Genomic DNA, 21969 nt, shown 5'->3' with positions numbered 1-21969 from the left:
TATTATTTTTTGAGTTTTTTTATACTCTTTTCAGAAATTTAAATATTGCTAATAAGTCTTTCGTAAACTGCTAAGCAAAACTTAAAAAGAGCTAAGCAGTATGAGAAAATTGCTTAGCATTTTTTAAGCAAAAAAAAGTTCTGAAAGAAAATCTCTCAGAACTTATTTACTAAATAACTACAAGTGTCTAGCCTGTTACTATTTTAAAATCCATGACCTTTAAAGCATTTTTAAGCTCTTTTCCAGGTCGGTAATTAAGATGCGCGCTTCTAAGGTTAGAAACGTTAGCTTCTTCTTCGGTATCTGCTCCTGTAGAGCGTACTCCTACTTGAAAATTACCAAGATGTCCAAGTTGAACCACACGCCCTTGGCTAAGCTCATCTGTCATGTTATGTACTAAAGCATCTAGTACAGCTAAACAATCTGGTCTTCTTACCGTATTCTGGTTATAGATTAGGTAAGCCAATCTTTCTAAATCTGTAAAGCCAGTTTTTACGGCATGCAGATAATACTTTTCAGGAGCTGCATTGTCCTGAGGGTTACGTCTAATAACCTTTTTTAATTCTACCATGATAATGGATTTTTTAGATACACCTTTTTTCTCAGGTGGTAGCAAAATTATTTTTGACTACATCTATAAATTTCTGAAATTAAAGCATTGTAACTCAACAAAATAATTTTGTGTTATCAACAAGTTTTTAACAAAAAATATAATTATATTAAATCAAGAATAAGTCTCTTCTGTAAATTTTAAAATATAGAATTATGGAACTGTGAAATATTACTTATATTTTTAATAGACTTATTGAAAAAATGTATACTTGCACAGTATTTCAGTTTTATATATGAAAAGTAGTTCGCCTTTAGTTTCCGTAATTATCCCTACCTATAATCGTGCCCATTTAATAGGAGAAACCCTAGACTCTATCATAGCGCAAACCTATGTGAACTGGGAATGTATAGTAGTAGATGATGGTAGTACAGATAATACGGATACAGTGATGCAGAGGTATATAGAAGAAGATACTAGAATACAATACCATCACCGACCTGAAGCACATTTACCTGGAGGGAATGGTGCACGTAATTATGGTTTTAAAAAAAGCATAGGAGAATATATAGTTTGGTTTGATAGTGATGATTTGATGACTGAAAATCATATACAAGTGAAAATAGAAATGATAACTTCAAGTGAAAATGATTTTTGCATAACGAGGACTAAATTTTTTAATCATCATAATAGTATTATGGATAAGTTTTATCAATTTGATAAGTATTCTATTAATCTAGAAAATTATATTTTACAAAAAATTAATTGGATTACAATGGATATTATAATTAAGAGAAAAACTGCAATTAATTTATTTTTTGATGAGAATTTAAAATGTGGACAAGAATACAACTACTTTTCTAAAATGTTAATTATAAGTTCTAATGGTGAATTTAAAAATGAAGTAGTTACTTTAAGAAGATTTGATGAAAATACTATAAGTCAAAATATAAGAAAAAAAAGTGATTGTAAACTTTTGTCCCGCTGGTTTACATACTTAGAAGTTTCAGCGCGATTATCTTTAAAAACTAAAAAGGACTTACTTATAGGGATATATACGCATGTTATAAGAATAAAAAAAATTCCTAAAGAAATATCAAAAATTCAGTTTGTTTCTCAGATAACAAAAATTTTTAAATTAAGAGCAATCTTTATGATCACATACTATTATGTGAGTAAAGTAACAAATCGTTTTTATTTTTTAAGAAAATTAGCGTTTAATGAATAAAGAAGAGCAATTAGTATCAATCATAATCCCAATGTTTGAAAGGTATAATCTATTAAATGATTTATGGGATTGCCTACAAAAACAAACTTATACTAACTTTGAAGTAATTATTGTAGATGATGGTTCATGTAAGCCAATTGTTCTACCAAGTTTTTTAGATCATAGATTTTCATTGATTAGGTATAATGATAATAAGGGGCCAGGTTATGCAAGAAGAATAGGAAGAGAAAATGCAAAAGGAGACTATATATGTTATTTAGATTCAGATGATTGGTGGAGTTCGAACTATTTAGCTGAATTAGTAAATGACTTGAATAATAACTCTAATGTTGGGATGGTATATTCACAAACAGCCATTTTATTTGAAGGCGAGTTGAAATATAAAAGAGCAGAATTAACACCATTACAAATTTTACCAAGTATTTTCTTACAAAAAAAGAGGTCTTGGTCTACTAGTTCAAGCATGTGGCGTTCAGAAGTTTCTTTAGCGAGGCATTGGTGTGAATTGAGGAATAACGAAGATTATGTACATGATATCTATTCTTCAAAAATTAATAATAATATTTTGTATAATGAGAAAGCATTAACATATAAAAACCAGTCTGCTCACGAAAGAATAAAAAGAAATTCTAAAGAAGTTAAAAAAGCTTTAGTGGAATTGTTAACTATAAAAAACTTTCCAAGTTATCAAGGGTTTACTGTTTTTTTTATGCGTAGAATTTACGATTTTGATATCCGATTTAATTTCAAACAATTTTGGCAGTCACTTAAATTTTTAAGCAAGGAATTTAAAATTAGTTCATTAGATTTTTATTGTTATTTTTTATATCTACTATATTTAAATTTTATAGGAGGTAAAAGTGTAAAACTAAAAAGATACTTTAAACTATGAAAAAAGTAATTTTTATAATAGGTACAGGTCATTGTGGTTCTACTTTATTGGATCTCCTTTTAGGAAGCCATAGTGAAATGGTTTCATTAGGTGAAGTTTATAAAGTACTTAATTTTGAAAATGAGGTGCCAGTTTGTAACATATGTGGTGAAAATTGTGAATTATGGACACCAGAATTAAGAGACAGATTAATAAAGTATTATAATCCTTCCATAAGCCAGCGTGTTTTAGCTAAATTATTTTCAAAACAAAAAAAAGAATTTTTGTTTTATAGTAAAATTTTTCAAGATACAGGAAAAGATATATTGGTAGATAGTAGTAAAAATGCTGGATGGATATTGCGTAATGGTAAAGTTTTGGTAGAGAATGGTATTAAACCCATTTTAATTTATTTAAGTAGAGATGGACGTGCGGTAGTTAATTCGTATTTTAGAAAGTATCCAGAAAGAGGTTTAGACAATATTGCTGAAAATTGGAATGCACGTGTTAAAAAAATTAATCAGGTTTATAGTAAATGGGATTTTGGAAGTAAACTAAGTGTTAAATATAAAAATTTAGCTCAACAACCAGTAGAAGTGGTTAAAGCTATTGTTGATTTAATAGAGGTTAATTATGAACCTGAAATGATGCGTTTTTGGGAACATAAACATCATTTAGTTAGTGGTAATGCAGGTACAAAATCTATGTTAGTCAAATTTCATAAAGAAAATGAACATAAAGACTGGATAAAACTAAACAGTAAAGGTTACTACAAAAATCACGAATTAGGTATAAGGTTTGATGAGCGTTGGAAGACAGAATTAAGTAAAACACAAATAAAAAGTATAGAGAAAATAATTCATAGTCTCAACAAAGAAATAATATAAATGGTTTCTCAACATACCTTAGCCGTAATTATAAGAGCATCGGGAGAAAATACCCTAAAGGCTTTAATTAAAATTATAAAGAAACAACTATTACCTGAAGATGTTTTAGTGGTTTTGGAAAAAGAAGTATGCTTTGAAGACAAACTCAAACTAGGTTTTCAAAAAGCAATAGAATTAAATAAAGATTTTACAGTATTTATAGATGCAGATATACTTTTAAGAAAAAATGCTCTGCGTAAGGTAAGAGAAAATCTCCATAGACTGGAAGTAAAAGATTTTGGATTCGGTTTTTTATTATTTGATCGTTTTTATGAAGAGCCAAAATTTAGAGGGTTTCATGTATACAGAACAGAGATACTTAAAAAAGCAATCAACTTTGTTCCTAATGAAGGAGAACAGTTAAGACCAGAAACTTTTGTGAAAAATCAGCTTAAAAAAGAAGGGTATACTTGGCAAAATCATTTGACTAGATACGTAGCTGGAATTCACGACTTTTATCAAAGTCCTAAAGATATATTTTATAAATATTTGGTTAGAGGTAAACGTTCTCAAAATGATATTGATGGCCTTATAAGAAAATTTGAAAAATCTAATGTTGATGATTTTGCAATCGCACTAGAAGGGATTCAAGCTTCAAAAAAAATGGATTCTATATCTAATAATAAATACTTGTATAATAATTCAGAAAATAACTTTAGGTCTGTAAAAATAATTGATTTAGATAAGCTTAATGTAGATATAATTACAATTCATAATTTATTTAAGAAATATAAATTTAATAGCTTATTTTGGAAATCTTTAGCTTAATTAGAATACATATAAAGGTTATATGTAAGGAATAGTTTTATGAAAATAATTATTTTTGACGGTACGTTTGAAACTACAGCATTTATTAGACGTTTGTTAATAGGTTTAGTAGATAGTAAGCATAAAGTATACGTGTTAGGATTTAATACTAAACTAAAAAATAGAATAGATGGAGTAGAGTATGTATCGTTAGGGGCTAACGATCAGAAAAAAAAGTTACTTCTCACCAGTTTACAATTACAAAAATTTTCTTTATCCTGTTTTATAAATATCTTAAAAGGTAATAGAAAAGCCTTACAGAAAACCAATTTAAAAGTAGTACTACAGCAAATAAAACCAGATATTATCCATGCACAATGGAATTCTATATTACCTTGGTTAGCACCTGTTTTAAAAAGCCAAGTAATACCTGTTGTTTTAAGTCAACGTGGGTATCATACCAATGTTCGTCCGTTTGTGAATGAAAATAATTTTAGTTATTTAAAAGAAATTTATCCGGAATTGGCAGGAATACACTCTGTATCTAAAGCCATTGAAAAAAAAGGTAATTTAATAGGTGTCCCAAGTATAACTAATCAGGTAGTACATACGGGTTTAGATTTTAGCAAATTCCCTTCTTTATCGCTATATAAAAAAAGGGATACTTTACATATACTTTCTGTAGGTAGAACCCACTGGATAAAAGGGTATGATATAGCATTAAAAGCGTGTGCTTTATTAAAAAAGAATGGTGTGCCTTTTACCTATACAATTATAGGGGGAGAAGGTGAGGAAGAATTATTGTTTTTTAAATCTATATTTCATTTAGACCAAGAAGTAACTCTTTTAGGTAGAGTGTCACAAGAAGAAGTGTATCAAAAAATGCAAGAGTGTAGCCTTTTACTGTTGCCTAGCATAGAAGAAGGAATCGCCAATGTAGTAGTAGAAGCAATGGCTTTAGGAACCCCTGTTATAAGTACAGATTGTGGGGGAATGACAGAGTTAATTACCCACGAAAAAGAAGGCTGGATTGTCCCGAAAAGAAATACAGAAGCTATGGCAACAAGTATCCAATCATTTTCAAAACTGAAGGTAGAAGAGATAGAAAAAGTACGAAAAGCAGCTAGACAGAAAGTAGAAGCAGACTTTAACGAAGAGCAAATGGTAACAGGGATGATTAACTTATATAAAAACGTATTAAATGGAAAGGCATAAATTAATAAGTATTGTAGTTCCTGTTTATAACGGTGAAGATTTTATAGAGAAAGCATTTCAAAATATACAGAAACAAAAGTTACCTAAAGAAATAAGCGTAGAGGTAATTTTAGTAGATAATAAATCTACAGACCATTCTTTCTCAATAATGCAGGCTATTGCCTCTAAAGAAAGTAATGTGATAGTTTGTAAAGAATATACAAAGGGAGCTGCTGCCGCTAGAAATAAAGGTTTGAGTCTTGCAAAAGGAGATTTTATTTATTTTTATGATGTAGATGATCAGCTCTTTGATGATACTTTATCAACTTTGAGTAAAGTATTAATAGATTATCCAAACTGTGATGCGGTATTCGGAAAAATGTATAAATCACATCAAAATGTAGAAGATATAGATAGAAAAATGTTAGAAGAAACTTCTACTGTAGTATTGAAAAATAAACCTTATTGGGGGATGAAGTGGTTTAAAGATTTGAGCTCTGTGGTTGGGCCTCCTGCTTTTTTATACCGAAAAGAGGTTTTTAAAAAAATAGGGAACTATGAAGAAGAACTACTAACAGGACAAGATACTGCATTAGATATTAAATTAGGAATGTCTTGTGAAATAGCAAGTATTAATAAGTATGTTTATTTGTATTATAAGTATTCAGCCTCTACCACAGATCATGTTAAAAAAAGTAAAAGTAGAGAATTAATGCAATGGCCAAGGTTAACAAAATCTCACTTGCCTTTTTACCTAGAGGGTAACGCAAATGAAGAATTTGGAAAAATTTTATATAGAAAAATCTTTACTTCTGTAGGTAAAATGATTCAAGAAGAAGAGAGTAAGTCAAATAGAGAAAAATTAAAGAAAAGATTAGATGCAGATATAAACCCTTTAAAAACTCCTTGGCTAATAAATTTTTTTCAAAAATTATTAATTATATTCCCTAATACATATTTATTAAAAATTTACATTTATTATATAGTTCCATATAGCTTTAAATAAAGTTTTAATATGATGAAAAAAATAAGGCATATATTTAAAAAGCTGATTTTGAAAAAGCTATATGTAAAATTTGTAGCTCAAAATACGACATTACATAAAGATATAGAGCAAACATTTTTAGCAAGAAAATGTAAAGCAAAAAAAGATACGATTCAAAAAAAGTTTGAGCATCTTATGGTGTATTATCCAGAATACGCCTTTTTGTTTTTTTGGAGAATAAAGAAGAAAAACTACAGGTTTAAATCTCTTTTTGTTAACCAAGATTACCTATGCAAAATTTTTGGAAGTACTAAAATTGCAGGTGGCATTCATTGCTATCATCCTTTTGCAAGCGTAATTAATGCTAAAAAAATAGGAGAAAATTTTCAGTTTAGAAACGGATTAACTATTGGTAATAAAGCTAATGATAATTCTAAAGTTCCAACTATAGGTAATAATGTTACCGTAGGGGCAAATGTGGTAATTATTGGAGAAATTACTATTGGGCATAATGTAACAATTGGTGCAGGAGCTGTAGTGGTGAAAAATGTACCTGATAACTGTATTGTAGCAGGAAATCCTGCGAAAATTATTCGTTATATTTAATAGATATACTTTTTTATAATAACCTGTGTTTTACCCTGTTTTTTTTACATTTACACTTTTAAATATCCATATAGTTTGAAAAATATATCCACTCCCATTATACCAGTAGATTTAAACCTGGTAAATAATTCAGATAAAACGGCAATAGATTATAAAGCTATTTGTTTGTTTGCTGCTACGGGTTTTTTTTGGGGAGCAGATACTTATTGGACTAATAAAAAAGTGCTGTTTCCGGGGAGTAATCATCAGGTAGATGAAGCAAATCAATTAATAGATAGCAAAGCCTATTTTAAATGGCATTATACTCCAAAAAAGAATTATAGTTTTGAAGAGGCATTAGAAGATTTTACAACTCTTTTTGAAACTATTGTGGAAGAACAAATAGGTGATCAGCAAGCTATTTTACCTATATCTGGAGGGTTAGATAGCCGTACCCAAGCGGTAGCACTAAAACATCTAAATAAAAAAGTTACTGCTTATAGTTATTCGTTTACAGGCGGATATTCAGAAAGCGGAATTGCAGAAAAAATAGCAAAAGCTTGTGAGTTTGATTTTAAAAAATTCTTGATTCCTAAAAGCTATTTATGGCAGAATGTAGAAGAACTCGCAGAGATTAATCAATGCTATTCAGAGTTTACCCATCCACGTCAAATGGCGGTTTTAGAAGAGTTTCAGAAAATGAAAGGCGTTTTCTCTTTAGGGCATTGGGGAGATGTGTTGTTTGATAAAGGCGCACCAGCAGAGTATACAGAAAAAGAAATTATTACTCTAGTTAAGAAAAAAGTAATAAAGAAAGGAGGCTTAGCATTAGGAGAAGCACTTTGGGAAGACTGGCAAATAGAGGGAAACTTTCAAGAATATTTAGATGCTAAAATAAAAGAACTATTAGCAAAAATAGATATAGAGCATATCCCTTCTAAAATGAGAGCTTTTAAATCTTTATTTTGGGCGCCACGATGGACTTCTGTAAATCTTTCTGTTTTTAAAAAAGCACATCCTATCACTTTACCATACTATGATAACAGGATGTGTGAATTTATTTGTCAAGTGCCAGAAGAGTATTTAGCAGATCGTAAACTACAGATTGCGTACATACAAAAACGAAATCCAGAAGTTGCAAAAATAACTTGGCAAGATGAGCGACCATTTAATTTAAATAATTACCATTTAAATAAAATGCCTTATAATCTACCTTTTAAAATAGGTAGAAAATTAAAAGGAGGGATGCAAAAACTTAGTAATAAAAAATATATCCAACGTAATTGGGAGCTTCAGTTTTTAGGAGAAGAAAATGAAAAGCAGTTAGAGAAATATCTTTTCGATCAACAATTCTGTAACTTTCTTCCCCAAAAAACAGTACAAAAATTCTATCATAAATTTAAGAATGAAGACGATGTATTTTACTCACATCCGGTTAGTATCTTGTTAACACTGTCTATTTGGAACAAAAAGTTTAATCATGACCAATAAAAAAATTAAAGTATTATATACTATTCCGAATTTTGATACTGCAGGGAGTGGCAAAGTGGTGTATGATTTAGTGAAGGGTTTAGATCGTTCTAAATTTGATATTGCAATTGCGGTAGAACATAATAGAGGAGATTTTTTTAAAGAAGTAGAGAAATTAGGAGTTCCTATTTTTATTCAGTCAGTAGTTACATCTTACAAACCTTACGGAAGTTTATTTTTAAGAATAAAAAAAATAGCCTCTTTTATAAAACAGCACCAATTTGATGTGGTGCATTCTTGGCATTGGAGTAGCGATTGGACAGAAGTTTTGGCAGCGAGAATTGGTGGGGCTAAATATGTGTACACCAAAAAGGCCATGAGCTGGGGAAATAAACATTGGAAAATAAAAAGTTACCTCAGTAACTTTATAGTAACTATTAATCATGAAATGGTTCATTATTTTCCGAAGAAAAAAGAACAAGAATTAATTCCGCTCGGAATAGATATGGATTATTATAGTCCTAAAAATTTTGATAAAAAACCAAATGAAAAATTTCAAATAGTAAGTGTTGCTAATTTAGTAGAGGTTAAAGGAATAGAAGTTCTTGTAGAAGCCGTTAAACTAATAAATGATGATGCTATTGAAGTGAAAATAGTAGGAGATACCCGAAGTGATTATGCGCAAAATTTAATCAAATCTATAAATAAGGGGGCAGAAAAAAAACAAATAGAATTTTTAGGTAAAAAACCAGACGTAAGACCATATTTAGAAGAGGCAGATGTATATGTAATACCAACGCTTAACAAAGGAAGAAAAGAAGGAATGCCAATGGCATTAGTAGAAGCCATGTGTATGGCAACTCCAACTATAGGCTCTAATATTTCTGGTATTAATTATGTGCTTAAAGATTTTCCTAATTTATTATTTGAAGCTTCTAATGCTGAACAATTAGCAGAAAGAATAAAATTATTAAAACAACAATCAGAAAAAGAACGTCAGAATTTAGGGCAACAACTACGAGATTATTGTTTGGCTAATTTTACCATGAAACAGTTTATAAATAAACACGAAGATTTATATAATCAACTTTTAAAATAATACCATGAGTATTTACAATAAACATGTAGTAGTGGTTGGTTCGGCAAGAAGCGGAACAAGTTGGTTGGCAGAAACAATTGCTCAACAGCATCGGTACCGTTTATTGTTTGAGCCAGAGCAAGAAACTCAAACAAAAAATGGAAAATTACTTTGTGATAAATATTTTACTAATGACTATAATGATGTAAAGGCGAATTATTATTTGAAAAAAGTTTTTGCAAACCGTGTAGATTGTGATTGGATAGCTCAAAGTAGTAATCGTAAATGGAAACGACACTTATGGCCGCTTATTCCTAAAAAGTTTGTGATTAAATTTGTGCGTTGTAATTTATCGGCTAAATATATGAACGAGCATTTTCAAATTCCGGTAATTCATATTATCCGAAATCCATATGATGTTATAAAATCTCAACAAAGAGTAAGGTTTCCGTGGTTGTACGATCTAAGTCATTTTGCTGAGCAAGATCATTTAGTAGAATTAGTAGATCAACATTTTAAATTTAATTTGAAAGATGTTTCTAAATTTAATGAAACAGAAATCTTGACTATTAGGTGGTGTTTAGAAAATGTAATTCCGCTACAAGTACAAGAGTCATATCCATATAAGTCTACTGTGATTAAACATGAAGATTTGCGTGCAGATGTAAATGTGTATTTAAAATTATGTTCTGACTTTAATTTAGAGCCAGTGAAAAATATTGAAAAAGCTTATAAAAGACCGTCAACTAAAGCTCATCCTAAAAGTGAAGTAAGAGTATCAAGTTCAGGACAACTAAAATTAGATCAGTTAGAATTAACACAAATCAATACGATTTTAGATAGATTTGAAACCACTTTATATAGAATTAAATGAAAATAGGTCTTGTACTAGCACAACCACCAAGTTATTCTGAAACTTTTTTTAATTCTAAAATAAAAGGACTTCAAGCTCACGGTTTTGAGGTAATTTTATTCTGTCAAAATAATAGTGTAGGTTATTCAAGTTGTCCGGTAAAAATTTTTCCTAGTAAAAAAAGAAATCCTATAATTTTCATTTTTTCATTTTTACGAGTTTTTATTTCATTAATACCTTATTTCAATAGAATATTAAAGTGGTATCGTTTAGAGAAAGAGGGTGGGTTAACAAAATTTTTAAGTAAAGTATATTTCAATGCACCTTTACTAAAAGCAGAGTTAGATTGGGTTCATTATGGTTTTGGGACGATGGCTTTGGGTAGAGAAACTTTAGCAAAAGTTATAGGAGCAAAAATGGCTGTTAGTTTTAGAGGATACGATATTAATGTTTACCCTAAAAAAAATATAGATTGTTATGAGAAGCTATGGAGGAATGCTGATAAAATTCATTCTATTTCTAAATATTTAGTGAAAGAAGCTAATACTTTAGGTTTAAATAAAAATGCATTAGTTAAAATAATTACTCCTGCAGTAAATATGCAAAAGCTTGATCAAAAAAAAATAGTAAATACAAAACAAAAAATTAGTATTGTAACTGTAGCTCGGTTAAGTTGGATAAAGGGAATAGATTTTATAATAGAAACAGCGTCTTACTTAAAAGCAAGAGGCTTAGATTTTGAATGGACAGTAATAGGTGATGGTGAAAATAAAGATAAAGAAAGATATTATTACCATATTTTTGAATTAGGCTTACAAAAAGAAGTTTTTTTGGTAGGGCGCAAGTCTCATGAGTTAACTCTTAATTTAGTTTCTGAAGCAAGTTATTATGTACAAACTTCTTATAGTGAAGGGTTTTGTAATGGAGTTTTAGAAGCGCAGGCATTAGGTAAACTTTGTTTTGCATTTCAAACAGGCGCTTTAGCAGAGAATATTATACACGAAAAAACTGGTTGGTTAATAGAACCCTTTGATACAAATAAATTAGCCGAAAAAATTGTGGAAGTTGTAGGTTTACCAACTGCTAGAAAACAAGAAATTTCTCTAGCAGCGATAAAACGGGTAAGAGAGAATTTTAATATAGAACAACAACAACAGGAGTTTGTTAATTTTTATAAAAATTAAGCATGCTTTTTAACTCATTTACTTTCTTAGTTTTTTTACCAATAGTTTTTGTTCTTTATTGGGGGTTACAAAAAAAATCTTTTCAACTACAAAATATCGTATTGCTAATTGCAAGTTATATATTTTATGGCTGGTGGGATTATCGTTTTTTAGCATTGATATTTGCGAGCACTTTGGTAGATTATCTTGTAGGTTTAAATTTAGCAAAACAAGATAATATTATGCAGCGCAAAATACTATTATCTATTAGTTTATTATTTAATTTGGGCTTACTGTGTTATTTTAAATATACTAACTTTTTTATAGATTCTTGGATAGAAGCTTGGGATACTGTAGGAATCCATTTTAATATTTCTAGTCTATCTATCATCTTGCCGGTAGGAATATCTTTTTATACTTTTCAAACATTAAGTTACACAATAGATATTTATAGAAAGCAATTAAAACCAACTACTAGTTTTCTTAGATTTGCTACCTACGTAGCATTTTTTCCGCAGTTGGTAGCAGGACCTATTGAGAGAGCGGCGCATTTATTACCTCAATTTGATGAAAAAAGAATTTTTGATTTTGAGTATGCTAAAAGTGGAGTATCGCTTATTCTTTGGGGAATGTTTAAAAAAGTAGTAATTGCAGATAATTGCGCTTTTTTTGTAAATCAAATTTATGATAATGTAGAGGCTTACTCTTCCGTAGAGCTTTCTATTGGGGCTATATTATTTGGATTACAGATTTATGGAGATTTTTCAGGATATTCAGATATTGCAATTGGGGTAGCTAGATTGTTTGGATTTGATTTAATGACTAATTTTAGATTTCCGTATTTTTCAAAAAGTATTCCTGAGTTTTGGAGAAGATGGCATATTTCTTTATCTACTTGGTTTCGTGATTATTTGTATATTCCGTTAGGAGGGAATAGAGGGACTACCTTATTTAAAGCAAGAAATATTTTTATTATATTTTTAGTCAGTGGTCTTTGGCATGGGGCTAATTGGACTTTTGTGATTTGGGGAGGCATTCATGCATGTTTGTCTTTACCTATGCTTATAACTAAAAAACCTAAAGTAAAACCTAATAACAACTCTTTGACGTTACGCCAAATACCGGCTTTACTCTATACTTTTATAATGGTAATGTTAGCGTGGGTGTTTTTTAGAGCTGATAGCTGGAGTCAAGCCTATCGTTATATAGAAAGAATAATAAGCCTCGATTCTTTAAACGTGAATTTATTTATAGGAAGTTCTAAAATGATATTGTTTAGTTTGGTGGTTTTTTTTAGCAGCTTAGTGCTTTTTGTAATGGAATATAAAGCGTTTAAAAAAGTAGAGAAAGAAGTTAAATTATCAGCCTTGAGTTCTATAGCTATATTTTTGATGATCCTTTTCTTAGGAGTTTTTAAAAATCCAAACGATTTTATTTATTTTCAATTTTAAAGATGAAGAAATTTTTATATTATATATTGAAAGTATTTTTAGTGGGTCTTATATTGGCTTATTTCATTTCAGAATTAAGTTTCTGGGCACTTCGCCGGGGAAACTTCTATAAACCAACTTTTGTAGAAAATACTATCAAAGAGAAAGAGGTTGATTACATAATTTTAGGAGCTTCTACAGCATTAACAGGAATAGATACAGAATTACTAGATACTTTAACTGGCCTAAAAGGTTACAACTTGGCAATAGATGATACAGGTTTGCCTAATAGTTATTTAATGTTACAGCACTTTTTAGCGACAGGTCATACTACACAAAAAGTTATTTTAGTACCTACAGAGTCAAGCCTAACGCAACCATCTAGTTTAAGCGATAATGATTATCGTTTTTTGATGTATAATAAAAAGCGTTATGTTCAAAATTATTACCAAGAGTTAGAGGCAAGTACAGAGAATATTCCCGTATTAAGTCAAACCACCTATTTTCCGTTTTTAGGATTATCATATTTTAATGTGGAGTTATTTTTTCCTTCATTGGTAAGTCTTTTTCAACCCAATAAACACAATCGGTTTAATAATAAAGGAGATTATAGTTATCCTAAAAATAACTTTAAAGGAGAGGGAGAGAAATCGAAGAAAGTTGTAATCGATTTTGATAATGAATATTTAAAAAAAATAGAGAACCTTTGTGATCGTATGGGGGTGGAGTTAATTGTTTATTTTCCGCCGATATATAATACAGAGTTTTTAATATCTGAGAATCAGTTGAATATTGTAAATTTGACTGCTTCTTTCTCATCATCGAAGTTTTTTTATGATAAAATTCATATAAACACAGAAGGAAAAAGAAAAGCAACCTTACTTTTGTCAGAGTATTTTAAAATTAAATATTAATGAAAGTTATTATTTTATTAGGATTGAGGGTAAGAAGTGGAACTAATTTTGTTGGTACAACTTTAAAACAACATCCAGATATCCAAACAATACCTCCAACTTCTTCTTCTGGAGAGTTTAATCTTTTTAGAGAAGAAAGCATTAAAAACAAAGTTTTTAATAGTATAGCAAACCGTAGTTTTGGTTCTGGTGTAGAAGAAGAAGATTTTCCTGCATTTATGGAGTTATATGGGGAATTGTGGATTAAATTTTTGACAAATAAATTTAATTTAGATGAAAATAAAACACTTTTTTTAAAATCTCCAAGAGTTAAAGAAACACACCTTTGGCAATTAGCTTTTCCAAATGCTAAAATAGTTTTATTATGTAGAGATGGTAGAGATAATGTTATTTCTTCAATTAAAGCATCTAATGATAAAAGAAATTGGCATAAATTATCTCATAAATTAAAAAAAAGGATTAACTATTATTCAGGAAGAAACTTTTTAAATTTTACTAAAGATTGGGCAGAAAAAGCAAAAATGTTTAATAATGTAAAAGAAACAATTAATTTAAGAAAGTTTAAATATGAGGAATTAAATGACTCTTTTGATGGCGTTAAAAATTTATTAAATTTCTACGAGATAGATGACTCTGATTACAATGTGAGAAAATGTCTAAAGGCACCTGTAGTAGGAAGCTCTTACGGGGTAGATAATAATAAAGTAGCAAAACCTAATTGGAAACCAGATTTTGATAAATCTAAATTCACGTTTACAAGAAAGTGGGGTAATTGGAAATTTAGACAAAAAATCATTTTTAAAAATATAGCTGGAGATGAACTTATAAAATTAGGATATGAGCAGGATAATAATTGGTAAATTTTACAGTAAACATGTCTAGGAAACGTAATTATATTTTTATTTCAACCTCAAGACCTGGAAATGCAAGATCAGATTATTTCTTTAGATTAGCAGAAGAATTTACAGAAAAAGGTTATTGTGTCGTAATGTTTGTAGATAAACATTCAAAGGTTAACTTAGATAATAAATATATTCAATGTATTACTTGGCCAAATAGAAGGCCTACATCTTATAAAGATTTTATATTTTTAAGTAAAAATATAATCAATTATAAACCAAATATTTTGATTTCTTCATTTGGCTCTGTAAATCTTATGAATATTACCGGAGTTTTATTTGGTGTGAAAAATAGGGTTAATTATCTTTTGTCAGTTGTAGATTTATTTGGGAATTCAAGCTCTAAATCAGAACTTTTCTTGAGAAAGAGAAAGGGAGTTGTTTATAAATTATCAACACTGCTTGTTGCTAACTCTTTAGGTACTAAGAAAGGTATTTTTGGTTATTATAATATTCAAAATAAGAATAATATTATTTTACCGAATTTAGTAGAAGGTACTTCTATTAATTATTTACCTTATCCTGAAAGAAAAAAACAAATTTTGATTATGGGTAACCTTATAAAACTTAAAGGACATCAATACCTAATAAAACAATTTGTTAATGTTTTAGAATATTTTCCAGATTACAAATTACTTATAGTGGGTAATGGGGAGGAGAAAAACAATTTACAGCTTCTAGTTAAAGAATTAAACCTTCAAAATTCAGTTTGTTTTCACGAAAGAGTGAATCATTTAGAGGTAAATAAATTTTTCTCAGAAGCTATGGTGCATATTTCATCAAGTCTTAGTGAAGCTTTTGGTTTTGTAAATATAGAGGCTCTAAGAGAAGGAACTCCAATTATTTGTACACCTACAGAAGGAGCTGTTGAAATTATAGATAAAGGAAGAAACGGAGAGTTTTTTGACTTAGAGGAGGAGTACTCTTTACTTAATGCGATTAGAAAAGTTTTTGATAAATGGGATCAGTACTCTTTGGGGGCTTTAAATTCTTTCGCAGAAAACTTTGAAATAAAAAAAAATATAGGTAAACACACTTCATTGATATTAAAAAAATGTAAATGATCTTTTTATTTTTAAAATACCTCCAGCCTGCCTATTATTTTGGGTTGTTTCGTTACGATGGTTCTTCTGCATTTTCAAAGATTAATAAAATTCCTTTGACAGTGATAGAAAGTCTAGAAAAAGATAATTCTTTTTCTTCTGATAAGGCTTCAGAATATGATTTATCATGGCAAGCTCTTCAAAAGGGGTTTATCTCTCAAAATGATACTTACTCTCATTTTGAGAAACTACCAATTGAGGATGAATACCGCTTTATACATAAATACTTTCATCCAATTTGGTGTTTCTATGTATTATGTATTAGATTGCTTAGCTTTAAAAATCCTTATAGAGAGATCTCTTGTTATTTAAAAGGAAGAAGAGCTCAAAGAAGTAATTATTATTTAAGTCCCATTAAATATGAAGATTACAATGATTTCGATTCAGAATTAATCAATCAAAGACCTCAAATAACTATAATTATACCGACTTTAAACAGATATGCTTATCTTAAAGATGTGTTAATCGATTTAGAAAATCAAGATTATAAAAATTTTGAAGTCATTGTGGTAGATCAGTCAGAGCCTTATCAGTCTGAGTTCTATCAAGGTTGGAAACTAGATTTAACAGCCATACATCAAGAAGAAAAAGCATTGTGGTTAGCTAGAAATAGTGCAATTAAAATGTCTAAGGGAGATTATATTTTGTTGTATGACGATGATAGTAGAGTAGATAGTAATTGGATAACAGAACATATAAAAACATTAGATTTTTTTAAGGCAGATATTTCTTCTGGTGTATCCATTTCTACTGTGGGAGCAGATGTACCTAATCATTATTCTTATTGGCATATCTCTAGTCAATTAGATACTGGTAATGTGTTATTAAAAAAAAGTGTGTTTCATCAAATAGGGCTTTTTGATAGACAGTTTGAAAAGCAACGTATGGGAGATGGTGAATATGGTTTAAGAGCATATTTACACGGTTTTTTAAATATTTCTAATCCACACGCAAAACGTTTACATTTAAAAGTCGGTTCTGGTGGTTTAAGAGAAATGGGAAGTTGGGATGCATTTAGAACTAAAAAATGGTTTTCTCCAAGACCTATTCCTAGTGTGTTATATTTATTTAGAAAATATCATGGCAATCACCAAGCTAAATTAGCTTTACTAAAAACAGTGCCACCTTCCATTATTCCTTATCAATTTAAAAAGAACAAGCCGTTACTCTTAGTAGGAGTGGTTTTATCTGTGTTTTTGTTTCCGTTAATTTTATTTCAGGTAATGAAATCATGGAAGTTAGCAGGAGATAAATTAAAAGAAGGGGAGAAGATTGAAAAATTATAGTTAAAACAGAGAGGTTGTGTAAGGAGTTAATTAGAATTTATGAATATATTCCTTAGAAAATGCGTTAATTTGAAATCGAAAAAAACACGGTAATATTCCATTGAAATCTACGGAGAAAATTTTATTAATCACCTCAGAATTTCCACCACAACCAGGAGGTATAGGTAATCATGCGTGGCATTTGGCCAAGTCTTTTCAGCAGAATAAGATGGATGTGCAAGTAATTTCAGATCAACGTTCTGGTGAAGGTGAAGAAGAAGTTAAATTTGATGCTCAGCAAGAATTTAAAATATTTAGAATAAAAAGGCGTAAGGTGTTGGCTTTTAGTTATCTCAATCGAATTTTGAAAGCTGTGCAGCTTACAAGAAAAAACGAAGTAATTTTACTTTCGGGTAAATTTTCTATTTGGGTAGGTGGTTTGTTAAGCCTACTTTTTACTAGAAAATTTGTGGCAGTTTTGCACGGTAGTGAAGTATTATTGCCTTCAAAATATCAAAAAAAATATACAGATTTCTGTTTAAAAAGATTTGATGAGTTAATAGCAGTTTCTAATTATACTAAAAGTTTGGTTAACGGGCTACAACTTCAAAATATAACAGTTATTCCTAACGGATTTGAAATTTCTAAATATGCACAAACACCTAAACAGTTAAACATTCCTCCGCTAAATTTAATTACCGTAGGAAATGTAACTCCAAGAAAAGGCCAACACAATATTATAAAAGCACTACCACTTATAAAACAGAAATTTCCGAGCGTTACCTATCATATGGTGGGCATACCAACCACAAAAGATAAATTAGTATCTCTAGCAAAGAGTTTAGAGGTAGAAGATTGTTTAGTTTTTCACGGTAGAGTTTCTGAAGAAAAAAAAATGGCTTTGTTAGAACAAGCTAGTATATTTATGATGTTAAGTGAGCATACTGCAGAAGGAGATGTAGAAGGCTTCGGAATTGCAATTTTAGAAGGAAATGCACTCGGTCTTCCAGGAATTGGAGCTAAAGGCTGCGGAATTGAAGATGCTATTAAAAACCACCAATCGGGGATTTTAGTAGAAGCTCAAAAAGAAGACCAAATACTAGAAGCAATTCATGAAATAATAGGTGATTATACTTCTTATAGCTTACAAGCCATAGATTGGACCCGTAATTTTACTTGGGACAAAATTATTAAAGAATACCTAAAAGTAGTTCAATGAAATTAGCTATCATATCCCATACAGAGCATTATAAAACGAAAGATGGAGAAATAGTAGGCTGGGGACCTACCATTACAGAAATTAATCATTTAGTAAGTAGGTTTGATAAAATTTATCACGTAGCTTTTTTTCATGATGAAGAAGCCCCACCAAGCTCTATTTCTTACAATTCAGAAAAAATAGAATTTATAGCTTTGCCGCCATCTGGAGGTAAAACCATAAAAGAGAAGTTAACGGTAGTAACTAACCTGCCTAAAACTCTAAAAATAATCAAAGAGGTTTTAAATAAAGTAGATGCTTTTCAGTTTAGAGCACCAGTAGGTATTGGGGTGTATTTAATTCCGTATTTAACTCAAAGAGTAACTAAAACGGGATGGTTTAAATATGCAGGAAATTGGAGTCAAGAAAATCCGCCATTGGGATATAAATTGCAAAGAAAGTTTTTAATCAATCAGCATAGAAAAGTAACCATTAACGGTAAATGGCCTAACCAACCTGCACATTGTTTAACTTTTGAAAACCCTTGTTTAACATTAGAAGAAAGAAAAGAAGGGATACAAATAATTGATTCTAAAAATTATCAGCCTAAATATACATTTTGTTTTGTAGGTCGTCTAGAAGATGAGAAAGGAGTGCAGCGAATTATAGATGCATTCTCTACAGTAGATAATCATAAGTTTGTGAATCATATTCATTTTATTGGTAACGGTGAAAAAATAGAAGCATATAAAGAGCAAGTTAATCAACACAAAATACCAGCAACATTCCACGGGTTTTTAAGTAGAACAGAGGTTTTTAATATTTATAAAAAAGCTTCTTTTTTACTATTGCCTAGTACTGCTTCAGAAGGTTTCCCAAAAGTAATTGCAGAGGCTATGAATTATGGTTGTATACCCATAGTGTCTAATGTTTCTAGTATAGGTCAGTACATTAATACCGAGAATGGTTTTATAGTAAACCCTACTACTTCCGTAAAATTAATAAGTATACTGAAAGAACTAGAGGAGATAAATCATGAAATTTTAAAAGAAAAAGCCATAAAAGCTTACCAAGTTTCAGAAAGTTTTACGTTTGAAAATTATAACCATAGAATTTGTACAGAAATTCTAGCACTAAATTAATATATAATTAAACCAAAGAAGAAGAAAAATACCAACCAATTATTGGTGATCCTATTTCATATAGGCTTAGGCTTTGCTGCAAATTTTTATAGACCTGTAGTAAAATTTTATGTGCCTATAGTTTTTATATACTTTTTATATACCATTGTAAAAAGTAAAAATAAAACAAAAGAGGTGTTGTTTGCTGCGGCCTATTTTGCAGGAGCAGAAGTTTTTTTTAGAATGACGAAGGCACTTGTTTTTTATGAAACAGGGAAGTATGTGGTCATGTTTTTTCCAATTATTGGGATGATGTATCAAGCTTTTAAAAAAAATGCATATCCTTATGTAGTTTATATATTTCTATTAATCCCAGGTGTGTTTGTAGCAATGAATACCTTGGGCTACGAAGAAAATTTTAGAACCACTATGATGTTTAATTTAAGTGGTCCTTTATCATTAGCAATTTCTGCTATTTACTGTTTTGAAAGAAAAATAAAATTTCAAGATTTGTTAGAAGTACTTAATGCAATAATTTACCCATTAATAGCAATGACGGTATATATATTTTTATATACACCAGGACAAAGTATTGATGAAATAGCCACATCAGCAGCCTCTAATCCAGCTTTGTCTGGAGGGTATGGACCTAATCAAGTATCTACTGCTTTGGGTTTAGGGGTGTTTTTGCTGTATACTAGATTTTTAATTCCTTATAAAAATAAGTGGGTACATTTTGTAATGATGTTCTTTCTAGTAGCTATGGCATACCGAGCTTTACTTACCTTTTCTAGGGGTGGAGTTTTTGTAGCTATAATTATGGCAGCTGCTTTTACCTTTATTGTTTATATGGTGGCAGGTTTAAAAACTAAATCTAAAGTAACCTTGAAGCTATTAGGTACTTTGGGGATTACCTTTGGGATATGGTTTTTTACTTTAGTGCAAACAGGAGGGATGCTGGGGAACCGTTATGAAAATAAAGATTCTATTGGTAGAGAGAAAGAAGATATTACTACGGGAAGATTAGATTTGTTTTTGACAGAATACGAGGCCTTTATGGATAGTCCAATATTAGGTGTAGGAGTAGGGAAAGTAAAAAGCTATCATCTAGAGTTATTAGGAACCGCATTACCTACCCATAATGAAATTAGTAGAATGATATCAGAACACGGCTTTTTTGGTATTGTAGCTTTATGTATTCTGCTATTTTCCCCGTTAATAACCAAATTGCAAGGACGTAAAAATGTTTATTTTTATTCTTTTATGATATTTTGGTTTTTAACGGTATTTCACTCTTCTATGCGTATTGCAGCTCCTGGATTTATCTACGGTTTATCTTTACTAAGTTTAGTTTACAAGCATGATAAAAAAAAGAAAAAAAATACTTTACCTAGGCAACAAACTCTCGGCTAAGGGAAGCAATTTAACAGGGGTAGAAATCTTAGGTGAGCAACTTAAACATCATGGTTACGAACTTATATCTGTTTCTGATGTAAGTAATAAGTTATTACGCTTAATGCACATGCTTTTTACGGTAATTTTAAAAGCTAAAAAGGTAGATGTTTTATTGGTAGATACCTACAGTACTGCAAACTTTTGGTATGCTTACTTGTCTACTAAAATAGCACGATTTTTAAAATTACCTTATATCTGTATTTTACATGGAGGTGATTTACCTAATAGGTTAATTAAATCTCCCAAAAGGTGTGAAGAAATGTTTACTAATGCAAAAACCAACGTAGCTCCGTCTACTTATTTAATTTCTGCATTTGAAAAGCAAGGATATAAAAAATTAACTTTTATACCCAATACTATAGCTATTGAAAACTATCCGTTTAAGCATAGAAATTACACAACTCCCAAATTATTATGGGTAAGATCATTTAGTGAATTATATAATCCTTTACTTGCTATTAAAATATTTAAGCAGTTGAGAAATAAATACCCGTCTGCAGAGTTATGTATGGTAGGTCCAGAGAAAGACGGTAGTTTGGAAAAGTGTAAGCAACTATCTTCTTTAGAAAACTTACCTGTTACATACACAGGAAGATTAACAAAAGAAGATTGGATAAACCTTTCTCAAGAATATAACATATTTATAAATACCACTAATTTTGACAACACACCTGTAAGTGTGATGGAAGCAATGGCATTAGGTTTACCTGTAGTTTCTACTAATGTTGGAGGCTTACCATTTTTAATAAAAAATCAATATGATGGGGTTTTGGTAGAAAAAGAAAATGTAAATGTTTTTACAGAAGCAATAGATAAAATAATAGAGACTCCAGAGTTTACTAAAATGATTACAGAAAATGCTAGAAAAAAAGTAGAAAATTTTGATTGGCAAGTAGTAAAAGAGAAGTGGGATAACGTCTTACAATAAAAGAAA

The 21969-nt window shown here is 29.9% G+C and carries 21 protein-coding genes; 20 read left to right on the top strand and 1 reads right to left on the bottom strand.

The genetic code is table 11. The annotated features are described in order from the left end of the window. Window positions 1-187: 187 nt before the first annotated feature. The gene (locus tag BUC03_RS01715; RefSeq protein WP_073147998.1) at window positions 188-571 is read right to left on the bottom strand and encodes an HU family DNA-binding protein; all 384 of its coding nucleotides are present in this window, start codon (window positions 569-571) and stop codon (window positions 188-190) included. Window positions 572-845: 274 nt separating this feature from the next. On the opposite strand from BUC03_RS01715, the gene BUC03_RS01710 reads away from it, so the two are divergent. The 20 genes from BUC03_RS01710 (at window position 846) to BUC03_RS01615 (ending at window position 21963) form a co-directional block, all read left to right on the top strand. Continuing rightward, window positions 846-1778 (top strand): glycosyltransferase family 2 protein, encoded by a 933-nt coding sequence (locus tag BUC03_RS01710; RefSeq protein ID WP_073147603.1) that lies wholly within the window; start codon window positions 846-848, stop codon window positions 1776-1778. Further along, complete coding sequence (locus tag BUC03_RS01705) at window positions 1771-2670, top strand: glycosyltransferase family A protein (RefSeq protein ID WP_073147601.1); 900 nt, start codon at window positions 1771-1773, stop codon at window positions 2668-2670. Before BUC03_RS01710 ends, BUC03_RS01705 begins: the two co-directional genes overlap by 8 nt. Further along, window positions 2667-3536, top strand: a complete 870-nt coding sequence (locus tag BUC03_RS01700) for a sulfotransferase (protein WP_073147599.1) — start codon at window positions 2667-2669, stop codon at window positions 3534-3536. The genes BUC03_RS01705 and BUC03_RS01700 overlap by 4 nt, the downstream gene beginning before the upstream one ends. After that, on the top strand, window positions 3537-4343 hold the full coding sequence (locus BUC03_RS01695) for a hypothetical protein (RefSeq protein WP_073147597.1): 807 nt from the start codon (window positions 3537-3539) through the stop codon (window positions 4341-4343). It begins immediately after the preceding gene. A gap of 39 nt (window positions 4344-4382) precedes the next feature. Further along, window positions 4383-5537: a glycosyltransferase family 4 protein gene (locus BUC03_RS01690; RefSeq protein ID WP_073147595.1), complete on the top strand. Its 1155-nt coding sequence runs from the start codon at window positions 4383-4385 to the stop codon at window positions 5535-5537. Next, complete coding sequence (locus BUC03_RS01685) at window positions 5524-6522, top strand: glycosyltransferase family 2 protein (RefSeq protein WP_073147593.1); 999 nt, start codon at window positions 5524-5526, stop codon at window positions 6520-6522. Before BUC03_RS01690 ends, BUC03_RS01685 begins: the two co-directional genes overlap by 14 nt. A 48-nt stretch (window positions 6523-6570) precedes the next feature. Then, complete coding sequence (locus tag BUC03_RS01680; protein WP_200799117.1) at window positions 6571-7107, top strand: serine acetyltransferase; 537 nt, start codon at window positions 6571-6573, stop codon at window positions 7105-7107. A 75-nt stretch (window positions 7108-7182) separates the two neighbouring features. Next, window positions 7183-8577, top strand: a complete 1395-nt coding sequence (locus BUC03_RS01675) for an asparagine synthase-related protein (protein WP_073147589.1) — start codon at window positions 7183-7185, stop codon at window positions 8575-8577. Further along, complete coding sequence (locus tag BUC03_RS01670) at window positions 8567-9655, top strand: glycosyltransferase family 4 protein (RefSeq protein WP_073147587.1); 1089 nt, start codon at window positions 8567-8569, stop codon at window positions 9653-9655. Before BUC03_RS01675 ends, BUC03_RS01670 begins: the two co-directional genes overlap by 11 nt. A 4-nt stretch (window positions 9656-9659) precedes the next feature. Then, window positions 9660-10508: a sulfotransferase family protein gene (locus BUC03_RS01665; RefSeq protein ID WP_073147586.1), complete on the top strand. Its 849-nt coding sequence runs from the start codon at window positions 9660-9662 to the stop codon at window positions 10506-10508. After that, on the top strand, window positions 10505-11671 hold the full coding sequence (locus tag BUC03_RS01660; RefSeq protein ID WP_073147584.1) for a glycosyltransferase family 4 protein: 1167 nt from the start codon (window positions 10505-10507) through the stop codon (window positions 11669-11671). Before BUC03_RS01665 ends, BUC03_RS01660 begins: the two co-directional genes overlap by 4 nt. Window positions 11672-11673: 2 nt before the next feature. Continuing rightward, a complete protein-coding gene (locus BUC03_RS01655; RefSeq protein ID WP_073147582.1) occupies window positions 11674-13101 on the top strand; it encodes an MBOAT family O-acyltransferase in 1428 nt (475 codons plus the stop codon). Between the two features lie 2 nt (window positions 13102-13103). Further along, on the top strand, window positions 13104-13994 hold the full coding sequence (locus tag BUC03_RS01650) for a hypothetical protein (protein WP_073147580.1): 891 nt from the start codon (window positions 13104-13106) through the stop codon (window positions 13992-13994). Then, window positions 13994-14854, top strand: a complete 861-nt coding sequence (locus BUC03_RS01645) for a sulfotransferase domain-containing protein (RefSeq protein ID WP_073147578.1) — start codon at window positions 13994-13996, stop codon at window positions 14852-14854. The genes BUC03_RS01650 and BUC03_RS01645 overlap by 1 nt, the downstream gene beginning before the upstream one ends. A 14-nt stretch (window positions 14855-14868) precedes the next feature. Beyond that, on the top strand, window positions 14869-15957 hold the full coding sequence (locus BUC03_RS01640; protein ID WP_073147576.1) for a glycosyltransferase: 1089 nt from the start codon (window positions 14869-14871) through the stop codon (window positions 15955-15957). Next, complete coding sequence (locus BUC03_RS01635) at window positions 15954-17282, top strand: glycosyltransferase family 2 protein (RefSeq protein ID WP_073147574.1); 1329 nt, start codon at window positions 15954-15956, stop codon at window positions 17280-17282. Before BUC03_RS01640 ends, BUC03_RS01635 begins: the two co-directional genes overlap by 4 nt. Window positions 17283-17382: 100 nt before the next feature. Beyond that, complete coding sequence (locus BUC03_RS01630; RefSeq protein ID WP_073147572.1) at window positions 17383-18480, top strand: glycosyltransferase family 4 protein; 1098 nt, start codon at window positions 17383-17385, stop codon at window positions 18478-18480. Continuing rightward, window positions 18477-19601: a glycosyltransferase gene (locus tag BUC03_RS01625; protein ID WP_073147570.1), complete on the top strand. Its 1125-nt coding sequence runs from the start codon at window positions 18477-18479 to the stop codon at window positions 19599-19601. The genes BUC03_RS01630 and BUC03_RS01625 overlap by 4 nt, the downstream gene beginning before the upstream one ends. 45 nt (window positions 19602-19646) lie before the next feature. Continuing rightward, window positions 19647-20993: an O-antigen ligase family protein gene (locus BUC03_RS01620; RefSeq protein ID WP_143159119.1), complete on the top strand. Its 1347-nt coding sequence runs from the start codon at window positions 19647-19649 to the stop codon at window positions 20991-20993. Then, window positions 20941-21963 (top strand): glycosyltransferase family 4 protein, encoded by a 1023-nt coding sequence (locus BUC03_RS01615; protein ID WP_073147566.1) that lies wholly within the window; start codon window positions 20941-20943, stop codon window positions 21961-21963. Before BUC03_RS01620 ends, BUC03_RS01615 begins: the two co-directional genes overlap by 53 nt. The last annotated feature ends 6 nt before the right edge of the window (window positions 21964-21969 follow it).

Origin of the sequence: Mesonia phycicola (genome assembly GCF_900141885.1) — a bacterium.
Classification (GTDB): Bacteria; Bacteroidota; Bacteroidia; order Flavobacteriales; family Flavobacteriaceae; genus Mesonia; species Mesonia phycicola.
The sequence above is the reverse complement of the archived record's forward strand: the minus strand, read 5'-3'. Positions and strand labels throughout refer to the sequence as shown.

What these genes read in the sequence shown, in the direction of transcription:
- BUC03_RS01715 (WP_073147998.1), bottom strand. Translation starts at nt 571, where the DNA reads ATGGTAGAATTAAAAAAGGTTATTAGACGTAACCCTCAGGACAATGCA.
- BUC03_RS01710 (WP_073147603.1), top strand. Translation starts at nt 846, where the DNA reads ATGAAAAGTAGTTCGCCTTTAGTTTCCGTAATTATCCCTACCTATAAT.
- BUC03_RS01705 (WP_073147601.1), top strand. Translation starts at nt 1,771, where the DNA reads ATGAATAAAGAAGAGCAATTAGTATCAATCATAATCCCAATGTTTGAA.
- BUC03_RS01700 (WP_073147599.1), top strand. Translation starts at nt 2,667, where the DNA reads ATGAAAAAAGTAATTTTTATAATAGGTACAGGTCATTGTGGTTCTACT.
- BUC03_RS01695 (WP_073147597.1), top strand. Translation starts at nt 3,537, where the DNA reads ATGGTTTCTCAACATACCTTAGCCGTAATTATAAGAGCATCGGGAGAA.
- BUC03_RS01690 (WP_073147595.1), top strand. Translation starts at nt 4,383, where the DNA reads ATGAAAATAATTATTTTTGACGGTACGTTTGAAACTACAGCATTTATT.
- BUC03_RS01685 (WP_073147593.1), top strand. Translation starts at nt 5,524, where the DNA reads ATGGAAAGGCATAAATTAATAAGTATTGTAGTTCCTGTTTATAACGGT.
- BUC03_RS01670 (WP_073147587.1), top strand. Translation starts at nt 8,567, where the DNA reads ATGACCAATAAAAAAATTAAAGTATTATATACTATTCCGAATTTTGAT.
- BUC03_RS01665 (WP_073147586.1), top strand. Translation starts at nt 9,660, where the DNA reads ATGAGTATTTACAATAAACATGTAGTAGTGGTTGGTTCGGCAAGAAGC.
- BUC03_RS01660 (WP_073147584.1), top strand. Translation starts at nt 10,505, where the DNA reads ATGAAAATAGGTCTTGTACTAGCACAACCACCAAGTTATTCTGAAACT.
- BUC03_RS01655 (WP_073147582.1), top strand. Translation starts at nt 11,674, where the DNA reads ATGCTTTTTAACTCATTTACTTTCTTAGTTTTTTTACCAATAGTTTTT.
- BUC03_RS01650 (WP_073147580.1), top strand. Translation starts at nt 13,104, where the DNA reads ATGAAGAAATTTTTATATTATATATTGAAAGTATTTTTAGTGGGTCTT.
- BUC03_RS01645 (WP_073147578.1), top strand. Translation starts at nt 13,994, where the DNA reads ATGAAAGTTATTATTTTATTAGGATTGAGGGTAAGAAGTGGAACTAAT.
- BUC03_RS01640 (WP_073147576.1), top strand. Translation starts at nt 14,869, where the DNA reads ATGTCTAGGAAACGTAATTATATTTTTATTTCAACCTCAAGACCTGGA.
- BUC03_RS01635 (WP_073147574.1), top strand. Translation starts at nt 15,954, where the DNA reads ATGATCTTTTTATTTTTAAAATACCTCCAGCCTGCCTATTATTTTGGG.
- BUC03_RS01625 (WP_073147570.1), top strand. Translation starts at nt 18,477, where the DNA reads ATGAAATTAGCTATCATATCCCATACAGAGCATTATAAAACGAAAGAT.
- BUC03_RS01615 (WP_073147566.1), top strand. Translation starts at nt 20,941, where the DNA reads ATGATAAAAAAAAGAAAAAAAATACTTTACCTAGGCAACAAACTCTCG.